Annotated in this window: 16 protein-coding genes; 6 read left to right on the forward strand and 10 right to left on the reverse strand. The window is 36.0% G+C overall.

Going from position 1 to position 21,205, the window contains the following annotated elements:
• The 7 genes from B0X80_RS11365 to B0X80_RS11395 all read right to left on the reverse strand — a co-directional run bounded on the left by B0X80_RS11365 (position 1) and on the right by B0X80_RS11395 (position 8,204).
• Positions 1-735: a hypothetical protein gene (locus B0X80_RS11365; RefSeq protein ID WP_077340388.1), complete on the reverse strand. Its 735-nt coding sequence runs from the start codon at positions 733-735 to the stop codon at positions 1-3.
• Positions 736-803: 68 nt separating this feature from the next.
• Positions 804-1,256: an IS200/IS605 family transposase gene (tnpA, locus tag B0X80_RS11370; RefSeq protein WP_077340390.1), complete on the reverse strand. Its 453-nt coding sequence runs from the start codon at positions 1,254-1,256 to the stop codon at positions 804-806.
• A 129-nt stretch (positions 1,257-1,385) separates the two neighbouring features.
• A complete protein-coding gene (locus B0X80_RS11375) occupies positions 1,386-3,035 on the reverse strand; it encodes a tetratricopeptide repeat-containing sulfotransferase family protein (protein WP_077340392.1) in 1,650 nt (549 codons plus the stop codon).
• Positions 3,036-3,070: 35 nt separating this feature from the next.
• Entirely contained in the window at positions 3,071-5,221 is a 2,151-nt protein-coding gene (locus B0X80_RS11380; RefSeq protein WP_077340394.1) for a type I secretion system permease/ATPase, read from the reverse strand.
• Positions 5,222-5,490: 269 nt separating this feature from the next.
• A complete protein-coding gene (groL, locus tag B0X80_RS11385; protein WP_077340396.1) occupies positions 5,491-7,134 on the reverse strand; it encodes a chaperonin GroEL in 1,644 nt (547 codons plus the stop codon).
• Positions 7,135-7,307: 173 nt separating this feature from the next.
• A complete protein-coding gene (locus B0X80_RS11390; RefSeq protein WP_076419823.1) occupies positions 7,308-7,598 on the reverse strand; it encodes a co-chaperone GroES in 291 nt (96 codons plus the stop codon).
• A gap of 99 nt (positions 7,599-7,697) precedes the next feature.
• Positions 7,698-8,204, reverse strand: a complete 507-nt coding sequence (locus B0X80_RS11395; RefSeq protein WP_077340398.1) for an FxsA family protein — start codon at positions 8,202-8,204, stop codon at positions 7,698-7,700.
• A gap of 276 nt (positions 8,205-8,480) precedes the next feature.
• Between B0X80_RS11395 and B0X80_RS11400 the strand changes: the two genes are divergently transcribed.
• Positions 8,481-10,301, forward strand: coding sequence for a protein-disulfide reductase DsbD (locus B0X80_RS11400; protein ID WP_077340400.1), 1,821 nt, complete (start codon positions 8,481-8,483; stop codon positions 10,299-10,301).
• 142 nt (positions 10,302-10,443) lie between these two features.
• Here the strand turns inward: B0X80_RS11400 and B0X80_RS11405 are convergent, their stop codons facing one another.
• Genes B0X80_RS11405 through B0X80_RS11415 form a run of 3 tightly spaced genes read right to left on the reverse strand, consistent with a single transcriptional unit; the run spans position 10,444 to position 14,374 of the window.
• Positions 10,444-12,876 (reverse strand): EAL domain-containing protein, encoded by a 2,433-nt coding sequence (locus tag B0X80_RS11405; RefSeq protein ID WP_077340402.1) that lies wholly within the window; start codon positions 12,874-12,876, stop codon positions 10,444-10,446.
• Between the two features lie 3 nt (positions 12,877-12,879).
• The gene (locus tag B0X80_RS11410; RefSeq protein ID WP_139345316.1) at positions 12,880-14,073 is read right to left on the reverse strand and encodes a hypothetical protein; all 1,194 of its coding nucleotides are present in this window, start codon (positions 14,071-14,073) and stop codon (positions 12,880-12,882) included.
• A gap of 13 nt (positions 14,074-14,086) precedes the next feature.
• Complete coding sequence (locus tag B0X80_RS11415) at positions 14,087-14,374, reverse strand: hypothetical protein (protein ID WP_077340406.1); 288 nt, start codon at positions 14,372-14,374, stop codon at positions 14,087-14,089.
• A gap of 473 nt (positions 14,375-14,847) precedes the next feature.
• Here B0X80_RS11415 and aroQ point away from each other — a divergent pair, with 473 nt between their 5' ends.
• From aroQ to B0X80_RS11440, 5 genes are all read left to right on the forward strand, one after another.
• Positions 14,848-15,294 (forward strand): type II 3-dehydroquinate dehydratase, encoded by a 447-nt coding sequence (aroQ, locus tag B0X80_RS11420; protein ID WP_077340408.1) that lies wholly within the window; start codon positions 14,848-14,850, stop codon positions 15,292-15,294.
• An 85-nt stretch (positions 15,295-15,379) separates the two neighbouring features.
• On the forward strand, positions 15,380-15,829 hold the full coding sequence (accB, locus tag B0X80_RS11425; protein WP_077340410.1) for an acetyl-CoA carboxylase biotin carboxyl carrier protein: 450 nt from the start codon (positions 15,380-15,382) through the stop codon (positions 15,827-15,829).
• A gap of 23 nt (positions 15,830-15,852) precedes the next feature.
• Complete coding sequence (gene accC, locus B0X80_RS11430; protein WP_077340412.1) at positions 15,853-17,199, forward strand: acetyl-CoA carboxylase biotin carboxylase subunit; 1,347 nt, start codon at positions 15,853-15,855, stop codon at positions 17,197-17,199.
• 641 nt (positions 17,200-17,840) lie between these two features.
• On the forward strand, positions 17,841-20,600 hold the full coding sequence (locus B0X80_RS11435; RefSeq protein WP_077340413.1) for a CBM96 family carbohydrate-binding protein: 2,760 nt from the start codon (positions 17,841-17,843) through the stop codon (positions 20,598-20,600).
• On the forward strand, positions 20,597-21,184 hold the full coding sequence (locus B0X80_RS11440) for a hypothetical protein (protein WP_077340414.1): 588 nt from the start codon (positions 20,597-20,599) through the stop codon (positions 21,182-21,184). Before B0X80_RS11435 ends, B0X80_RS11440 begins: the two co-directional genes overlap by 4 nt.
• Positions 21,185-21,205: the final 21 nt, after the last annotated feature.

Below are 21,205 nucleotides of genomic sequence, written 5' to 3' on the forward strand. Positions count from 1 at the left end.
TTAATCTTTCCTTGTAGTTAAGTTTTTGACAATAGCGCTATTGCCGGTACCATGGTTATTTACATCAATAATAATTTCTTTATTGAAATCATGAGCGGTTAGTCGAGTAATTATATTTTCAGTAGGCTCTTCAATATAATAATAAGTATATGACTGTTCGCCCTTTTCGAAAGGTTCAGCCTTTATACAGCCTATTAACTCCATATATTCATCCAACTCAACTCCTACTCTCAAAGCTTTTACATATTTTGAAAGTATCATTGAGTAATCATGATTATCCGCCTTGACACTTTCAAACGAGAATGGCCTCTTTTGTTGAATAATAGTTTCCTTCTCATATCGCACGTTCCCCTTATGAAAAATGGAGTTACCAGACGAGTCCGCAATGACATTAAATACATAACGAAATGAAACATTATCATCAGCAACACACTCTTTAACTAAACCTATAAGAGTAACCTTTTCCGTTGTTGAATAAAAAAAGTCCGTTACTTTTTTTTTATACACTTTAGTAAAGTACTTTTTCATGCTGTTAATATCATCTATTGATATTTCATTACCATATTCAGCTTTAATAAAATCATTAAAGCTAGCCACCGATTCGTCCAAATCACATAAATTTACCAACGGTTCTTCCCCTGTATTTTTTGATGTATGTGGTATCTCTTCTTTAGCACAACCAACTACTAAAGCAGATAAAAAAATAAAAACTAATACGCTTTTATTACGTAACATTATCAATCCCTCAAAGTTAAATGACCTCCGGCAGAGCCGGAGGCTTATTAGATGGCAGCCTAAAAGGCTTAAAGTAAGCGCCCAAGGCGCATTAAACCCCTAACTTCATCTGGTCTCTCTACATCTTGTTTTTCTTGATTACGGATATATTCCCTAACCATATTTTCATCAAGCACAACCGTTGATACAAAATATCCCCTACCCCAGAATACTTCACCATTAAAGTTTCTTTGCTTTCCTTTAAATGTTCGCGCTATTGAGATCGCACTTTTACCTTTTAGAAAACCAACAACATTCGAAACAGCTAGTTTCGGTGGAATACTCAAACACATATGAACATGATCAGGCATTAAATGTCCTTCCTCAATAATCACTCCTTTTTGGCGAGCAAGCTCATGGAACACTTCACCTAAATATGTTCTGATTGAACCAAATATCATTTCACGCCTTTTTTTAGGTATAAATACGATATGGTATTTACAATCCCACCGTGTATGGGACAAACTCTTATAGTCTCGCATAGGTTTTTCCTTCATTCTCTTAGTCGAGGTGAAAGGATACCTATACCGCGGTATAGGTAGAACCTATGTGAGTCTCCCCTGCTGAGCCGGGGGTTTACCTGTATTAATTATTGACATCGGGTAAAAGGCCTATACTCTTTTATAATCAATAACAGCATCACCAAGAGCCACTTTCAACTCACCAAGCTCACTCTCGTAATTTTTCCATTGCTCAATACTATCGGTATACATTGGCTGCTTAACCTGCTCTGCACTCGGTGTTTTTATTGAACGTTTAGTCTCATGAAAATTCAAACAACCTTCTTCAAAAGGTAATTCACAATAATCCAACAACTGTCTTATTTCTTGCTCTGGATTTTGTACAAGGGTTTCATAAGACAAATGGTGTACCTTACCTGGTAAAACTTCATCCCAATGCTTCATGATATCTAGATAGCGTTGATAAAAGTCTGCAAAATTATTTAAGTCATTACTAAAGCTCAGGCCTTTAGGGAAGCTTTGCCTAAATACACTTAGTCCAACCGACATTGGGTTACGCCTGACATCAATAATTTTGGCATTCGGTAATATCTGGTGAATAAGGCCAATGTGCATAAAGTTATTCGGTAATTTATCAGTAAAAAATGGTGCTCCTTGCCTATGTGCCATCGTTTTTTCGTCATAATAACGCCCGCCCATTTCATACTCTAAAGTATTAAAATTAGCCATAAGGTCCGCATAAGGTAAGAAAGGGATTTTTGAATCAATTTTAAGCTGCTTTATATCACGAGTATCTTTACCAAACTTCTTATTCATATAGAGGTTACGGGCAAGCTTAAAAATATAACCTAACTCACGAGTACCATCGACTTGCGAATGACTCGCCAGTATTTGTTCCGTTAACGTAGACCCTGAACGAGGAAGGCCAACAATAAATATCGGTGCGCAGCCCTCAAAGCCTGTTCGTCCTTTTTCAACAAAATAATCTTTCGTAAAACCTGCTTTAGTGGCCTGGTAAAAAAGTTCTAAGCCTTCTTTATAATAAGGCTCTGTTTTGGCTTTAATTTTATTCGCATGTGTATAGTGTTTGAAAGACTCACTATACTGCTGATTATCCTCTAAGGCCTTTCCTAAGGCATAATTAAAAAGCGCTCTGTCATTATCAGTAAGCTCTGATTTAATTAATGTCGATTGCATTAAGGCGATTTCTTTCTCTGAAAAACGATACGATTTTAAGTTGGCTAGTGACCAATACGGCATACCCGCTAAAGGTTTAACAATAGATGCTTGTTTAAAAGATATCTCTGCTTCTTCAACACGACCTAATGTTTTCAATATATCGCCATGGCGAATAAGTAATCGAAAGTGATTAGGGAATTTTTCTAGCTTTTTCTCTAAAAAATCCAGGGCTTCATCGTACTTATCATGATTCGTAAAGTCTTCTAGGCGCTGATTATCACTAATGTTTTTTATAGAGGTTAACTCTTGCATTATCGTAAGCTGTGTTGATGCTTCTTTAAAATTCTCTAATTTTTTTAATAGAAAAATCAACCTTGCTCTTGCCGTCGTATCTGTCTCATTCAAAGTTAAATATCTTTGCAAATAAGCGACTGAACCCGATAAATCCTCTATTGAAAAGCATGCTTTTGCCGCTTTCATAAAAGTAGTACTATCTTTTTCCGTGCCATCAAGATCCCTTTCACAAAGGGTATCAATGTGTTTTCTTTTACTATCTTTCACTGTTTTATCACTAACCAGTGAGGTTTGGTCTAATACATCCATCATTAATTCCTTTTTCATATATAGTGTTACAAAGGGCGAATACTTAAAAAATTTTAAGCCAACACTTTTGTTGTTCCACCTTGCAATGCATATAATTTAGCAAAATAACCTTTCTGATTTATCAATTGTTGGTGTGTACCCTGCTCCACCACCTTACCTTTATCCATCACAATTAATCGATGACAATGCTGCACAGCATTTAAACGATGAGCGATAATGAGGACGGTTCTGCCTTTACAAATGGCTTGCATATTCATCTGTATGATTTTTTCTGATTCATAATCCAGTGCACTGGTTGCTTCATCAAAAATCAAAATTCTTGGGTTGGTTAAAAGCGTTCTGGCAATCGCAAGGCGTTGCTTTTGACCACCAGATAAATTACTGCCTTGTTCGTCAATTTCAGTGTCGTAACCTTTAGGCATGCTAGAGATAAATTCATGCGCACCGGCTAGTTTTGCCGCTTGTATCACGCGATCAATCGGCATCGCTGGCGAGGTTAAAGCAATATTTTCTCGTACTGTGCGATTGAATAAAAAGCTGTCTTGTAATACAACACCAATATTTTGACGAAGCCAACTTACATCTGCTGAGCAAATATCAATGCCATCAACCTTTACTTGCCCTGACTCTGGAGTATAAAAGCGCTGAACTAATTTTGTTAAGGTACTTTTTCCTGAGCCTGAACTTCCCACAATACCCACTACTTCACCAACTTTTATATTGAGGTTAATATTTTCAAGTACTAAAGGGGTATTCGGCTGGTAACGAAAGTTGATTTGTTTGAATTCAATGTTGCCTTGTACTTTCGGTAAGGCGCTGCGGTTTTGGTTATGTTGGCTTTCTGTTGGTATATTTAAAATATCACCGAGGCGTTTTACTGAGATTTGCGCTTGTTGAAAGTCTTGCCATAACTGCACAATTTTTAAAATAGGCCCACTAATCCGCCCGGCTAACATATTAAAGGCGACTAGCTGACCCACAGTTAGCTCTCCTAACATCACAGCTTGTGCGCCAAACCAAATAATGCCTAAGGTGGTCAGTTTATTAATGAAGCTTGCGGTTTGACTAGAGATATTACCAATGTGTTGTGCTTTGAAAGAAGCTGACACGTAATTGGCCAGTTTATCTTCCCAGTTACGTTGCATTTGCGGCTCAAGTGAGCAAGCTTTAACGGTTTCAACCCCACTAATTGATTCAACAAGAAATGATTGGTTTTTTGCCCCTTGTTCGAATTTTTCATTCACTCGCGCTCTCAGCGTTGGTGTGATCAATACCGATAATAAAATGTATAAAGGAATACTGGCTAGCACCACCAGAGCGAGTGTTGTACTGTAATAGAACATCACGCCAAAGAAGACAAATGTAAATAATAAATCAATACATAAAGTCAGTGCGGTACCTGTGATAAATTGGCGAATACTGTCAAGCTCATGCACCCGGGCAACAGTTTGTCCAACTTGCCTGGTTTCAAAGTAACTCAGAGGCAGTGCAATCAAGTGTTTATAAAGTTTTGCGCCTAATTCAACGTCCACTCTTGTGGTAGTATGGCTAAAAACATACGTACGAATACCCCCAAGCAGTACATCAAAAAGCGTCACCGCAAAAAAACCTATCGCTAAGACATCAAGTGTACTTAAGCTGTTGTGCACCAAAACCTTATCCATCACGACTTGAAAGAATAAAGGGGTTGCCAAAGCAAAGATTTGTAAAAAGAATGACGCAATCAATACGTCATAAAACAGTTTTTTATATTTTTTGAAAGCAGGGATAAACCAACTGATATCAAATTCATTCATCGATTTAAGTAAACTTTCACGTTTAGTGACAAGCAATACTTTACCTGAAATCAAAGAAATCAATTCATTTTCAGTAAGGTTTTGTGGTTTTTTTAATAAAGGATCGTGTACAAGAAAACGCGTTTCTGTGTCGCTATCTGTTTGCGCTGACATACGTGCAATAACGAGGTATTGATCTTCTCGGGTTTCGGCAATAACGGGTAGTATTTTTGAAGAAAGAAGAAGTTTTCCGCCATCAAGTATGCTGGTATAACGCGCTTTAAAGCCAAGTGATTTAGCCGCACGAGTTAAGTCTATACTAGTGAGTAAATGGCCCGATTGACCAAACCGCTGAGCTACTTGTTCTGCATCCACTGCAACATTGTTTAGCTGTGCAACAATGCACAGACTAATAACACCAGTATCCATACTATTTAAACCGCTCCATGCTATTTATAAATCAATTTATGTTCAATAGCTTATAATTATAAAATAATAGTAAAACAAATTAAAATAAAAGACAAGTCATTTGTAGTATGAGTATAAACATCATATTAATAATGATGATTTATTTGATAGAGCTTTAAATTTTTAGTACATTTCAGGACAATTTACTTGCTAAAATAAAAAAGCCCGAATATTACTATTCGGACTTTCGTTTAAATGGTTAGAGTTGTTTTTTTAGAGCTTCAACTCTACTACATCATTCCGCCCATACCACCCATGCCGCCCATATCAGGCATTGCAGGAGCACCAGCATCTTTAACTGGTGCATCGGTGATCATAGCTTCGGTAGTTAGCATTAAGCCAGCAACTGATGCTGCGAATTGTAATGCGCTACGAGTTACTTTAGTTGGATCTAAGATACCCATAGCTAACATGTCACCATATGTGCTATCGCCAGCGTTGTAACCGTAGTTACCTGTGCCATTACGTACTTCGTTATGAACTACTGAAGCTTCGTCGCCTGAGTTAGTTGCTATTTGACGTAATGGAGCTGACATCGCACGAATCGCTACGTTGATACCGTGTGTTTGATCTTCGTTAATACCTTCAAGATCTTTAATTGCTTCAGCTGCGCGAACTAATGCAACACCACCACCAGCAACAACACCTTCTTCAACGGCTGCGCGAGTTGCGTGTAACGCATCTTCAACGCGTGCTTTTTTCTCTTTCATTTCAACTTCTGTTGCAGCACCAATTTTAATTACGGCTACACCGCCAGCTAATTTAGCTAAACGTTCTTGAAGTTTTTCTTTGTCGTAATCTGACGTTGTATCTTCAATTTGAGCGCGAATTTGTGCAACACGTGCTTGAATGTCAGCTTCTTCGCCAATACCGTCAATGACTGTTGTATTGTCTTTAGAGATAACTACACGCTTCGCTTGACCTAAATCTTCTAATGTTACTTTTTCAAGTTCCATTCCGATTTCTTCTGAAATTACTGTACCCGCTGTTAATGTAGCGATGTCTTGTAACATTGCTTTACGACGGTCACCAAAACCAGGAGCTTTAACAGCTGCAACTTTAACAATGCCGCGCATGTTGTTAACAACTAATGTTGCTAGTGCTTCACCTTCAACATCTTCAGCAATAATTAGAAGAGGTTTACCTGCTTTAGCAACACCTTCTAATGTAGTTAGTAGTTCACGAATGTTAGAGATTTTTTTATCTACTAATAAGATAAATGGGTTTTCTAGTTCAACACTGCCACTTTCTTGATTGTTGATGAAGTATGGAGAAAGGTAACCACGGTCAAACTGCATACCTTCGACTACGTCAAGCTCGTCTGTTAGTGCTTGACCTTCTTCTACAGTAATAACACCTTCAGTACCTACTTTTTCCATTGCTGTAGCAATGATTTTACCAACAGTTGCATCTGAGTTTGCAGAAATAGTACCTACTTGCTCAATCGCTTTGTTGTCTGTACATGCTTGTGAAAGCTTTTTAAGTTCTTCAACAGCTGCGATAACTGCTTGGTCAATACCGCGCTTAAGATCCATTGGATTCATACCAGCAGCGATAGATTTTAAACCTTCGTTTACAATTGCTTGTGCTAAAACAGTTGCAGTAGTTGTACCGTCACCTGCTTCATCATTAGCTTTAGACGCAACTTCTTTAACCATTTGTGCGCCCATGTTTTCGAATTTATCTTCTAATTCGATTTCTTTTGCAACAGATACACCATCTTTAGTGATTGTTGGGCCACCAAATGATTTGTCTAATACTACGTTACGACCTTTTGGGCCTAATGTTACTTTTACTGCGTCTGCTAAAATGTTAACACCACGTAGCATTTTTACTCGTGCGTCGTTACCAAATAATATGTCTTTTGCCGCCATGTTATTTATTCCTATAATTTGTTTTATTAAAAAATTAATTTTAAATTTATGTAGTTAAGCCGCTTTGAGAATATTCTTTTTTGCTTAATTACAAAGATGAAGTGCTGAACTTACTTGAGTAAATTAGCCCCTCGATGCTGCTACTTTAAAAATAACAACATAGAATTTTTGTTTTATTCTACAATCGCTAAAATGTCAGCTTCGCTAAGAATTAATACTTCTTCGCCGTCAATTTTTTCAGTTTTTACACCGTAGCCTTCACTAAAAATAACTTGATCGCCTACTTTTACGTCTAATGCACGTACTTCACCGTTTTCTAATATACGGCCTTTACCTACAGCAACAACTTCACCACGAGTAGATTTTTCTGCCGCACTACCCGTTAATACAATGCCACCAGCAGATTTTGATTCTACTTCTTTACGTTTAATAATTACGCGATCATGTAATGGACGAATACTCATTTTTCTCTCCTGAGATTGTTTGGTTAATAAGGGTTTATAAGTTTTGTTGTTTCAAAGATGGGGTCGAATTAATGCTTAACAAGTCCACGTTGAAAATTTTTATTCTTTACGTTCAAATTCACCATCTAATATTTTACCTTGGTGAATTGAAGGTTTTGATGATGACTCACTTTCTGGAGAAAAGTCGTCATTCACGGCCTGTTCATGATGATAGTGATTTTGTTGTTGAAAACCTCCACTCGCATAAGTTTGAACCGGCATAACTTTTTGAAATGCTTTAGCAATACTTTTTCGAAACGCTGGTATTAATAATGACAAACCAAATATGTCAGTAACAAAACCAGGGGTAACTAATAATATTCCGGCGATTAATAACATAAGCCCTGAAACTATTTCTTCAGATGGTGCTTGCCCTTGTGCCATTTTAGTTTGTAGGGAGCTTAGCGTTGCTAGCCCTTGTTGCCTAACATTTTTAGCGCCCAACCAAGCCGTAACTATAACAATAGTGATCGTTGGCCATACACCAATCCACCCACCTATTTTCATTAGCAAGGCTATTTCAATAATGGGAATAACAATAAACAAAAGGAATAAGAATCTAAACATGGAAGCCTCAATATTATTTAATGAAACTTATATGGGGTTCATCGGGTCTTTTTCAAGCAAGGTTATTGTCTGTTACATTTGTAACTACACAGAGTAAATACAATAGCGTAAACTTTATTTATTGAAATAAAATAGAAAACTTAAGTTTTTCTTAAGAAAAAAAACATAGTGTTGAGCTAACTGTTTTTATAAAGTACTTCCAAATTATTGTCATGAACATCCAGCAAGGCAATGAAAATATTTACACTGGATTAAAGAGTTTACAAAGTCGTGATTATGAAAAAAATATGTGCCATTTTCTGGTTAGGTTTTATCAGTCTATTTCTGTTAACTGCACAAGTAAGCGCACAAGAATCTATTTTTGATGTTTCTTCTCCTTCATTATTCAGTAATGACGATGAGTTTTTACCACTCGACGAAGCCTTTCAGTTTAATTTTCATCAAGAAGGCAATAGAGTCAATGTGACTTTTGATATAGCTGAAGGTTATTATTTATATCGTCATCAATTTAAATTTAAAACTGAAGAAGCCAGTATTTCTGATGTAGTTTTACCTACCGGCGAAGACCATGAAGATGAATATTTTGGTGTACAAAAGATTTTTACGGGTCACTTAGCTTTTAATATTGATGTAGAAAGCACACAAGAAAACCCTATTGTTACCGTAAGGTATCAAGGTTGTGCAGAAAAAGGACTTTGTTATGCACCAGCAAAACAAACGATTTATTTAAACCAATATAATGATAACCTTCAAACGACTACAAGCTCAAACAACACATCTGAAAACAAAAGTGAGCAACATCAATTAGCTGACATGCTAAAACAAGACAGTTTATGGCTAACTCTAGTGGCGTTCTTTATTGGTGGTTTATTGTTGTCTTTTACGCCTTGTGTATTTCCAATGTACCCTATTTTAACGGGCATAATTGTAGGGCAAGGTAACAAGTTAACCACTAAAAAAGCATTTACTCTGTCGTTTTTTTACGTACAAGGAATGGCTGTTACTTACACTATTTTAGGTATTGTTGTCGCACTAGCTGGTGCTCAATTTCAAGCAGCTTTTCAGCACCCAATCGTATTAATTGGTTTAAGCGTTTTATTTATATTTTTAGCCCTTTCAATGTTTGGTGTATTTAACTTAGCTTTGCCGAGTAGCTGGCAAAATAAATTAAATGATATGAGTAACAACCAAAAAGGTGGTTCTGTAATAGGAGTAATAAGTATGGGGATTATTTCAGGCTTAGTTGCCTCGCCTTGTACAACCGCTCCTTTAACTGGCGCGTTACTTTATATTTCTCAAACGGGTGACATTGTTTTAGGTGCTTCGGCTTTGTATGCCTTAAGTTTAGGAATGGGTTTGCCACTATTAATTTTAGGTAGTTCTGGCGGTAAATTATTACCTAAAGCCGGCGCTTGGATGAATGTAATTAAAAATATATTTGGTTTATTACTGTTAGCGGTTCCTATTTTTTTATTAGAACGTATGGTTCCTGCCCTTGTTATTCAAATACTTTGGATTACGTTATTACTTTCAACTGCAACTTATTTTTACGTTACCAATAAATCAACACCCGTTAATTTTTGGCACGGCGTTCGTTCATTATTTATTTTCTTAGCGTTATTTTATGGCGCTATGCAAGCTTACAAATTAATTGATACGACACCAGTTAGCTCAACTCAAGTGTCAACTAGTTCAACGAATGAAGAACAAGGCGCTCAACAAGCTCATGCGGAAAACAAGTTTGTTATGGTAGCTAGCCTTAAAGAGTTGGAAGCAAAAGTTAAAGAGGCTAATGCAGCAGGTAAAACCGTAATGGTAGATTTATATGCTGATTGGTGTATTGCTTGTAAAGAGTTTGAACACTATACATTCAGTGCTCCTATTGTTAAAGAGGCGCTTAAAAATACGGTGTTAATACAAATTGATTTAACAGATACAAGTTCTGATTCAAGCGTTGAATTAATGGATAAATTTCAAGTATTTGGCTTACCATCTATTTTATTTTTTAATACTAATGGTGATGAGTTAACACAGAATAGAGTTACAGGTTTTATGGATGCTAAAGACTTCTCAGCACTGGTAAAAAAAATATTATAAATATTTTCTGTTCTTAATGAAAAAGCGGTAAATGATAGTTTCATTTACCGCTTTTTTATTGATATTTATAAATTATCATTCATAACTACTTACTCTTTAAGAGCAATACTTTAGTAAAACAAACGCAACGAATATACCCTTATTATAGAGCCTTTGTTTTCCAGTGATTATCAACAATGTGAGCATCAATAAAGTCAAGTAATTCAGCCTCAGGAATAGGTTTTGCAAAATAATAACCTTGAATTAAATCACAATCGTTTTGCATTAAACTTCTTAACTGAGCACTTGTTTCAACGCCTTCAGCCACAACCGTTAAACCTAAGTTTTTAACCATGGCAATTGTCGACATAATAATTTGATAATCAGAATGGTTTTCTAGCATGCCAAAAATAAAGCTTTTATCTATTTTAATCACGTCAACAGGCATTTGCTTTAAGTAGGCTAAAGACGAATACCCTGTACCAAAATCATCAATAGCAAAGCTAAAACCTAACCCTTTTAGTACCTCCATCATACGAATGGTGTGGTCAACGTTTTTAACCAACGTTTGCTCTGTAAGCTCTAACTCAAAATGAGAAGCAGAAATTGAAAACTCAACTAATAACCCTTGTAAAAAATTAGGTAGGTTTTGATCAACAAATTGCCCTGCTGACAAGTTAATGGCAATTCGTGAATCTGTTAATCCATGATTTTTGATCATAACAGCCAATTCGAAACAACGACGGATGATCCAATATCCTAGTTCAATCATATGGGCTGAATTTTCTAAAATAGGAATAAAATCATCTGGAGAAATCATTCCTCTTGAAGGGTGCTGCCAGCGTAATAGCGCTTCAAAACCATATATTCTTTTAGTTTTTGCTACAAGTTGTGGCTGTAGACTTAAGCTAAATTGATTTTTAGCTAATGCTTGTCTTACTTCGCCTTCTAACATCACTCTATGGGCAACACGCTGATACATTTCTGAATGATAAACATGGTATTGAGCACCACCACTGTCTTTGGCTTCGTACATAGCAATATCAGCATAACTAATCAGCTCTTCAGCTTTAATCAGCTTATCTTCAGTAAAGGCAATGCCGATACTTGTTGAAACATAAAAAATACTACTGCCTATTTTTATAGGTGTTTTGAAACGTTGAAGAATTTCTTCTGCTACAACGACCGCCTCTTCTACGTTTTCAATTTTACCTAAAACAACAACAAATTCATCGCCACCAAAACGACAAGCAACATCAACATTTCGAATACTTAATCTAACGCGGTTTGCTGCTTCAATAAGTAATCGATCTCCTTGACCGTGACCATGGCTATCATTCACTTTTTTAAAGTCATCTAAATCTAAAAAAAGAACGGCTATTTTATGTTTGAATTGAGAAAGATTAGCAACAGATTTACGCAGTTGATAATTAAGCATATTACGATTTGGCAAACCGGTAAGTAAATCGTACATGGCTATATTTTCTAATTCTTTAGTTTTTTGCTCAACCTCTAGGTTTAGCTGTTCAAGTTCATAACTTAATTCACTTGTCGCATCAGCTAAAATATCTAATTCATCAGAAAAGAAACTTTTACGTTTTAATTTAATGCGTCTGAATTGATCAAATTCTTTACGAGCTAATAAAGGTAACGCATTAGAAAGTACAATTAAGCGGTGAGTTAATGGGCTAGATACAAAATAAACTAAGCCTGCTAATGTCACAAAAATTAACACAGCAGAAAGCAGGAATTGATAACGGTATTGCTTATATTCAGAGGTAATAGGCGTTACATCATCAATAAGCGCCATGTAATAAGCTCTTTGATTATTGGTTGCCAAAGACATTAAATTAATTAAATAACTATGAGAGCTTATATCAACTTGTACACCCATAGCTTTAATTGCTTCAACACTAATCTGTTTTTTAGGTTGAACAAATAATGTTCTCATTAATTTAATATCAGAAGCTGATAAAAATTGCGCCTCATGTAATTTAGCTTGGTCGCTTTTTGAAAAACTAACAATGGCAATTTCACTTTTTATTGACTGATTGATCGCATAAATCATATCAACTAATGAAACGGCCAAAGCAACAACCACCATGTCACCTTGTTTATTAAGTAAAGGAACAGTAAGTAATTGCTCACAATAAACCTGACAATATAATAAGTGCTGAGGTTCTTGAATATCGAGTGTTTTATTTACACTATTTAAAACGTAGTTTGGCGTTATACTTGAGCTATATAAGATATTTTTTTTGCTATCTATTAGCCACATTTTTTCAACATTATGATGTAACTGAAGCGCGTCAAACTGCTTTGATATTTCTTTAGTTAAATCATCAAAGTCATTTTTTTCCTGAAGGTGAACTACATCAGCAAATGATTCAATCCAAACCCTTAAATTCTCTCGTAAGGTTTTTTCATGCAACTTAAATTGCTCTTGCCCCTGAATTAAAGTTTCCGCTTGATATGCTTTAAATTCAGCATTTAAACGTGATAAAGATACCGTTGAAAAACCAGCACTTAATAAAAGTAAAGTACCAATAATAAGCAAAAGTAATTTGGTAGGAACACGAATAAATACTTGTTTCATTATTTAAAACCAATAAATCAATTGCAGAGCCCACAATTGCCAATATTCATCTTTATTTACCCTAGGTTCTGGTATTAAAACAGGAGTCAACCTAGCGGTACCTTGGATCCAATGATGCTCAAACTGTAGTTCAACTTTGGGAGCTATTCTATATTTAAGACCTACGGTGGTATCATATTGATAACCAAAATAATGAGGTACGGCACCAGCATAGTTCAACTCAAGTTGCTTGCCATGTTTGTCATCTTTATTGGCATAATAATGCTCATATCGACCTAAAAACTGTAATTTAGGGGTAATATTATATTGTAACTGGACGAATCCCCCTTCGCCTTTTGAATCGTTTACAAAATCAGGAAAAAGTAAACCATCAAGCTTTATATTTTCTTGAAGAATTTCCGCGCTAAATGTCCAATTTTCTGCTTGGTATTCAGCATTCGCATAAAATCGCTCTAAATCTAAGACTCCATACATAAATTTATCATCAATACCGCTTTTATAAGTAAAGTCAGCGTTTGTTGTTGCTAGGCCAAACCTCCATTGAGATAAGCTTGGGGTCCAATAAATACTAGCTTGAAAGTCATTTTTTTGTGTTAGCTTTCCTGTTGATTTACTTCCCATCAAAATAGTGGTTTGCTCTGTAGAAATAGGTGAAATCCCTATACTCGCTGTAACATCGATATCACCAATGCTTTCGTTTGAATAACGAGTTGCAATAGCTCCTCCATCACCACCAATAGACATATCTCGGGTTGCATCAAAATAAACGGATTGCGGAAGTACTATAGTTGGCCTCGTCATGGGTACATCACGTGTACTTGAATACAACCAATGGTAGTTTTTAATGCGCCCTAAATATAATTTTGTTTGCCAGTTTTGAGTATTGTGTAAAGCCCATTCAAGTAATAAATAATCGATTCTGAACCCTTCGTCGTATCTATTCCCACCATTTAGGTAGACCGCCTGCCCAGCTAAACGAACATCTGAACTTAATTGATAAGAAGCATTCAAGCCTATTTCAGTTAACTCTAATGATATATCTTGGTCATCATTGACAAAGTCACTGCCATTTACATCAATAACGCCTTGAGCTACAAAACCATGAATTTGAAGATCTTCACTTATGTTATCCGCATAAGCAAAGCCCGTTAAAATAAAGTAACTACTCAAGACAACGGTTATTAATTCCTTTTTCACTATTTTTTCCCAACTATTCCGTAATGTTAATAACATTGACATGCTGTTTTTCCTTATCCAATACATCAACATAACCAATAGAGCCACGAGTGGTACTTACTGCGTGTACAAGTTCTGCTTGAGTTTTTACTATTCTGGGGGCAACACCTAATCCTGAGAATGTTAACTTATTCCATATTCTATCTAACTGATATGGAAATATATGTAAAATATCTTTTGAAAAAGCTTTGTGGACCGGGTGTTGGCTGGGTAAAACGTACACGACAATAGATTCGTTATTTGGCCAGCGTATTTGCCTCATAGAATAAATTCTACGAAGTTGTGATGAAGATAGAGATTCTAGCTTAACGGAGTGATGAGTTATAACATCAATGCTATGCGATTTAAAACAAATCAACGCGAGTAACAATATGCTAATTTTAAGAAATAATTGAGTAATAACAATATCCTTATAATATCACTATCGAAAAACATATAAGATTTAAGATTATGCACTGACAATAGATATGAATGCAATACATTATAAATCAATAGATTAAGGCTTATACGATCATCTAATAATTTTAGTAAATTAACACGGAAATGCAAAAAAAATATACTTTATTTTTAAATACCTAGTGGTTATACCAGTACTTCCTCACTAACTTCATCGAAAAGTGGTCAATATTCGCCAAAATAACAAAAGTTAGTAATTTTTATCAAATTTCCTTTAACCCTTTAACTAAGTATGTAATGATACATATATATTACAATATCATGGTTGTTTTAAAGACAATGTCTACAAAGTTTAATGTTTTACTATTGAATGGCCCAAATTTAAACATGCTAGGTAAGAGAGAACCTGAAATTTATGGTTCTGCTAGTTTAGATGATATTGTTTGCCAGTTAAAAAAATCGGCAGCTGATAAAAATATAAACCTAACACATCTACAATCGAATGCTGAATATGAACTTCTTGATACAATTCATAGCGCGCACAACAAGATTGATTTTATTATTATAAACCCTGCTGCTTTTACTCATACAAGTGTAGCACTAAGAGATGCATTATTGTCAGTAAGCATCCCTTTTATCGAAGTGCACCTTTCAAACGTACATGCTCGCGAACAGTTTAGACACCACTCTTACTTATCGGATGTAGCTGTTGGAGTAATTTGTGGTTTAGGTACAAACGGTTATGAATATGCACTTGATGCCGCACAAGAATGGCTAACTAGATAATCGTTTAGATATTTCAATGATAATTTGTAACGAATTGCTACAAATTATTTTTTACTTAATTATAAAATGAACAAAGGTACAAATAATGGATATTCGTAAAATTAAAAAACTTATTGAGCTTGTAGAAGAATCAGGCATTAATGAATTAGAAATTTCTGAAGGTGAAGAATCGGTAAGAATTAGCCGTGGAGCATCTGTTATACATACAGCAGCACCTCAATATGCACAGCCTTCCGCTCCTGCTGCACCAGCCCCATCGGCACCAGCAGCCGCTACTATTGAAGCTGCACCTGTAGCATCTGGTCATACAATTCGCTCTCCTATGGTAGGAACATTTTATGCGTCAGCATCACCTGATTCTCCAGCATTTGTTGAAGTAGGACAGCATGTAAATGCTGGTGATACTTTATGTATCGTTGAAGCAATGAAAATGATGAACCAAATTGAAGCAGATAAATCCGGTGTTATCAAAGAAATACTTGCTCAAAACGAAGATGCTATTGAGTTTGACCAACCGCTATTCATCATTGAATAAGCCCAACCAAAAAGGGTATTTTCATGTTAGATAAAGTAGTTATCGCCAACCGTGGCGAAATAGCATTAAGAATATTAAGAGCGTGTAAAGAGCTAGGTATTAAAACTGTTGCTGTTCATTCAACAGCAGATAAAAACCTAAAGCACGTACTATTAGCCGATGAAACTATTTGTATTGGTAAACCTTCAGCGATGGATAGTTATTTAAATATCCCTGCAATTATTACTGCAGCTGAAGTTACTGATGCAACAGCTATCCATCCTGGTTATGGCTTTTTAGCTGAAAATGCAGACTTTGCTGAACAAGTTGAAAAGTCTGGTTTTGCTTTTATCGGACCATTAGCTGAAAGTATTCGCCTAATGGGTGATAAAGTTTCAGCAATTAAAGCAATGAAAGCAGCTGGTGTTCCTTGTGTTCCTGGTTCTGATGGACCTTTACTCGATGATGATAAAGCTAACTTAGCTCATGGTAAGCGTATTGGTTACCCTGTAATCATCAAAGCTTCTGGTGGCGGCGGTGGTCGTGGTATGCGCGTTGTTAGATCTGAAGATGAATTAATTGAAGCGATTCAATTAACTAAAAGTGAAGCACGTTCAACGTTTAACAACGACATGGTTTACATGGAAAAGTATCTAGAAAACCCACGTCACGTTGAAATACAAATAATGGCTGATGGCCAAGGTGGAGCAATTCATCTAGGTGAACGTGATTGTTCAATGCAGCGTCGCCATCAAAAAGTTGTTGAAGAAGCGCCAGCCCCAGGCATTACGCCTGCAATGCGCCAACAAATTGGTGAGCGTTGTTGCAGAGCTTGTATCGAAATTAATTATCGTGGTGCAGGTACATTCGAATTTTTATATGAAAATGGCGAATTCTACTTCATTGAAATGAATACACGTATTCAAGTTGAGCACCCTGTTACAGAAATGATCACAGGCGTAGATTTAATTAAAGAACAACTTCGTGTAGCTGCCGGTCAACCATTATCATACACACAAGATGATATTAAAATTTCTGGTCATGCTATTGAATGTCGTATCAATGCCGAAGATCCACGTACTTTTATTCCTTCACCAGGGAAAATTACACGTTTTCACCCTCCAGGAGGGATGGGTGTAAGATGGGATTCTCATATTTATGCAGATTATTCAGTACCACCTCATTACGACTCTATGATTGGTAAGCTAATTACTTACGGTGATAACAGAGACGTTGCTATTGCTAGAATGCGTAATGCATTAAGCGAACTAGTGATTGACGGTATAAAAACGAACATAGCCTTACATAAAGATATTTTAAATGATCAAGGTTTTGTTAATGGCGGTGCAAATATTCATTATTTAGAAAAGAAACTTTCTGAAAATGAATAAACAGCAATATTAAGCTTTATTGAAACCCTGCAAATGCAGGGTTTTTTTTGAGTAATAAACTGATTTCTATAGCCAAATTTATTCATTATTTATATAAAAAACTCATACTCGTATAGTAGTTTCTTTATGTTAAATGGCGATAAATAGACTCTGATGGTAATAACTTATTATGTTCTCAATACTTGAAAAATAAATGGTTCCATTCTGATACTGAGATAAAACAATACCGAAGTTATCATATAACATTACAAATAAATCTATTGATATTCCTAAACTTAAAATTGGAGGATATATTTATTAATAATAATATTACCTACCCACCACTTAAAACATCGTAAAAATAAAATCAAAATATTGATTTATAAAGTAATTTCATCTTAGTTGAATTATTAAAATCGGCTAGATCAAAGCACCATTACAAAAAATCATAAATATTCATTTCAACAACATCACAAATAAATCTTATAAGCACACATTGACTTGTCTGACAAGTTAAGTAATATATAAATACTAAAAGCAAGTATTAACTTAAATACAATTTGTTTTGTCATAGAGCATAAACAGAGGTTTATATTAATAACACTGTAAAATAATAAACACGGCTTCATCCTCATATTTTAATAATAATAAGGTTTTACACCATGAGTATATTCAAGCGTAACAAGTTACCCATTACAACATCATTAATCGCCGCCATCATTTCACATACGATAGTGTTTTCTGCTAACGGAACTGATGTAAATATCTGGAAAAAATATACAGGACAAATAACAACAGAAAACATACCAGTACTTACAGACTACTCTTTTGCAGGCTATCAATTAGGGTCACAAGCTATTCCTCAAAAGCATAATTTACCTATTTTTGATGTTACGCATTATGGTGCTGGAGCCAATGATTCTGTTTCAGATCAAGCTGCTATTCAGGCCACAATAGATGCTGCTGAAGCCAATGGTGGTGGAATTGTATTTTTTCCTCCGGGTGAGTTCTTAGTTAATGCGACAGCCACAGAAACGGGAACGATCAGAATTGAAAAATCTAATATAATATTAAAAGGTAGCGGCTCTACACCTGGCGGTACCGTTATTAACATGAAAAATCACATGTTATTGCCGACAGGAAGCTCTGCGTGGAACACCCCTAATATGTTCACCTTCTCTGCACCTTATTCGTCTCAACCTAAAACCAATATAATAAAAAGTGAAAACCGAGGTAATACAACTATCCAAGTAAAAAATAGTAGTATTTTTATCGGTAAAAAGCATTTGTTGATCGAGTTACCTGCCAACCCAGAAGCCAACTCATACTTTTTAGACAACAGAACTCCTCGAAGCATCTGGAGTAATATTGTCGAATCAGGTGTTAGTGCATCAGCAATACACGAAATTGCTTCAATTGATACTGAAAAGAATACCGTTACCCTTAAAGATCCAATTATTGATGACATCCAAGCAAATCATCACTGGACAGCCGAACCTTACACTTTAATTGAAAATGTAGGCTTTGAAGATATTCATTTCAAGGCAAACTTTATCGACAAATTTGTTCATCATAAAGATTATATTCATGATTATGCATGGCACGCTATTTCAATGGGTAAAGTTGCAAACTCTTGGGTAACCCGATCTCGATTTACTAATGTAACTAGGGCTGTAGGTATTTATAGGAGCTATGCCTCGAGTATTATAAACCTCTTAGTTGATGGTAATAATGGTCATGCGTTAACAACAATCAATGGCGGTTCATCAAGAATTCTACAAGGTTTACTGTGGGACAATACATTAGACGGACAATTTCATGGTGCTGACTTTTCAGGTCAAGCAAATGGTTCAGTATCATGGCGTATTGATACACCCAATGCAAAAGGCTGGGATATACATGCAGCACAACCCCGTACAAACCTTTTAGATAATTATACAAGCAAAGGTATCAATGGTGCGGGTGGTCATTATTCAAATTACCCAGGACATCTTATCGGTCTCACAATATGGAATCAGAAAGTAACCGGCACATCATTAAATAATGTAGATTTTTGGCCTGTGTGTGAATCCAATTATTGTGGTACAACAATCGCGAACCCAATAATTGTCGGTTATCATGGTAATAATTCTACTTTCTTGCAAAGCGCCTTAAAGTACGAAGAAAGTCATGGCTCCCCTGTCACACCAATATCACTTTATGAAGCTCAGTTATCGCACCGTTTAGGCTATGAACCTGAATGGGTTTCAAACGCTAAAAATGAATATGCGACTTTAAAAACAGCATGGTATTCAGAGCAGACTTCACAAACAAGTCTTTCAGCTAGCGCCGACTCATTTATTCGGAACGGCGCCTCAGAAAATAATAATTATGGCTTAGATGCAGGAATGAATGTAAAACTAGGCGGCGGTAATTATACTCGAGAAGCACTTGTAAAGTTTGACCTTTCAGAACTTCCTAACAATATCTCATTAGCTAAAATAATGTTGACTGCAACCTCAATAGGAGCGGGAATTGAAAGTACTTCATTTCCACTTAGTTTTATTGAAGACGACAGCTGGGAAGAATCGTTAGTGACATGGAGTAATAAACCTATTGTCACAACAGTTTTAGATACAGCTTCTGTCAATACAGAAACAAAGACAATTGAATGGAATGTTACCAGTCAAGTTATCAAAGAAATGTCTGATGATAAAACATTATCAGTCAATATATCCTCCGACTCAGAAGTATGGGCTACTTTTGCGTCAAAAGAGAATGAAATATTAAATATCAGGCCGTTACTTATAGTTAAGTACAAAGACAAACCGCCTGTAATACCAGCAGCAGATTTTTCTTATCAAGCAAATAACTTAGTCGTTAATTTTAGAGATGCAAGTGTCGATGCTGACGGTACGGTTGAAAGTTACAACTGGACGTTTGCCGATAATACAAACTCGACAGTGGCAAACCCTAGTCATACTTTCGCAACAGCTGGCACCTACTCAGTATCGTTAACGGTAACCGATAATGACGGAGCAATAAATACTAAAACTGTAGACATTACCGTGTCAGCTAATGAGGCAAGTACCATTAATATTCCTGTTATAGCTGATGCTTATGTTCAAAGTGGTAATTTTGGAGAAAATAATTACGGTGCCACAAAAGATCTATACGTAAAACTAGGCGGTGGTAGTTACACACGCGAAGCCTTGTTGAAGTTTGATTTATCCGCTGTAAAAAATAAGGTTATTTCAGCTAACTTAAGACTAAATGCAGCTGCGGGGGGAACAAACGTAAAATGGCCAGTTAAAGCAATCGCCGATGATAATTGGCTAGAATCTACAGTGACATGGAATAACAAGCCCGCTTCTGGAGCGGTACTAGACACTCACCGGGTAGCACTGACGACTTTATTCAATGGGATATTACAGAGCAAGTGATTACCGAGTTAGCTGGAGATAATATTATATCACTTAATCTTTCAGCAATTGACGGCAGTGTTTTCGCTAGATTTTCTAGCAAAGAAAAAGGTAACAACGAATTAAGCCCCGTTATTGTTCTTGTTTTTAGTAATAGCATAAATAGCCATGCTGGTGATGATCTTTCTGGCAAAGTAGGCACACCTATAACACTAAAAGGCTCTGTAGAGAATGAGTTAGCCTCTTCATTCAACTGGAAATTTAGCAGCGTACCTGAAGGCTCTAAGCGAACCAATGCCGATATTATTTATGCCGACACACTATCAGCAGCTTTCATTCCTGATATATCTGGAATCTATGAATTAACATTTACTGCTAGTAACGGTGCTCAAGTTTCTTCTGATGCAGTAATGGTTACCGTAGAAGAACCTGCGACCACATTAAAGTGTGACGTTGATGGTAATAGCGTAGTAGAACGTAGCGACATTGTCGCCATATTAATGAAACGAAATCAGGCCGCTCAAGGTGAAAATGACCCAATGGACGTTAATCAAGATGGTTTTATCACAGTAGCTGACGCTAGAGCTTGCCAAGCAAGATTATAAAACAATATTAAAACACGCCTA

It is taken from the genome of Pseudocolwellia agarivorans (assembly GCF_002000085.1).
GTDB lineage: Bacteria > Pseudomonadota > Gammaproteobacteria > Enterobacterales > Alteromonadaceae > Pseudocolwellia > Pseudocolwellia agarivorans.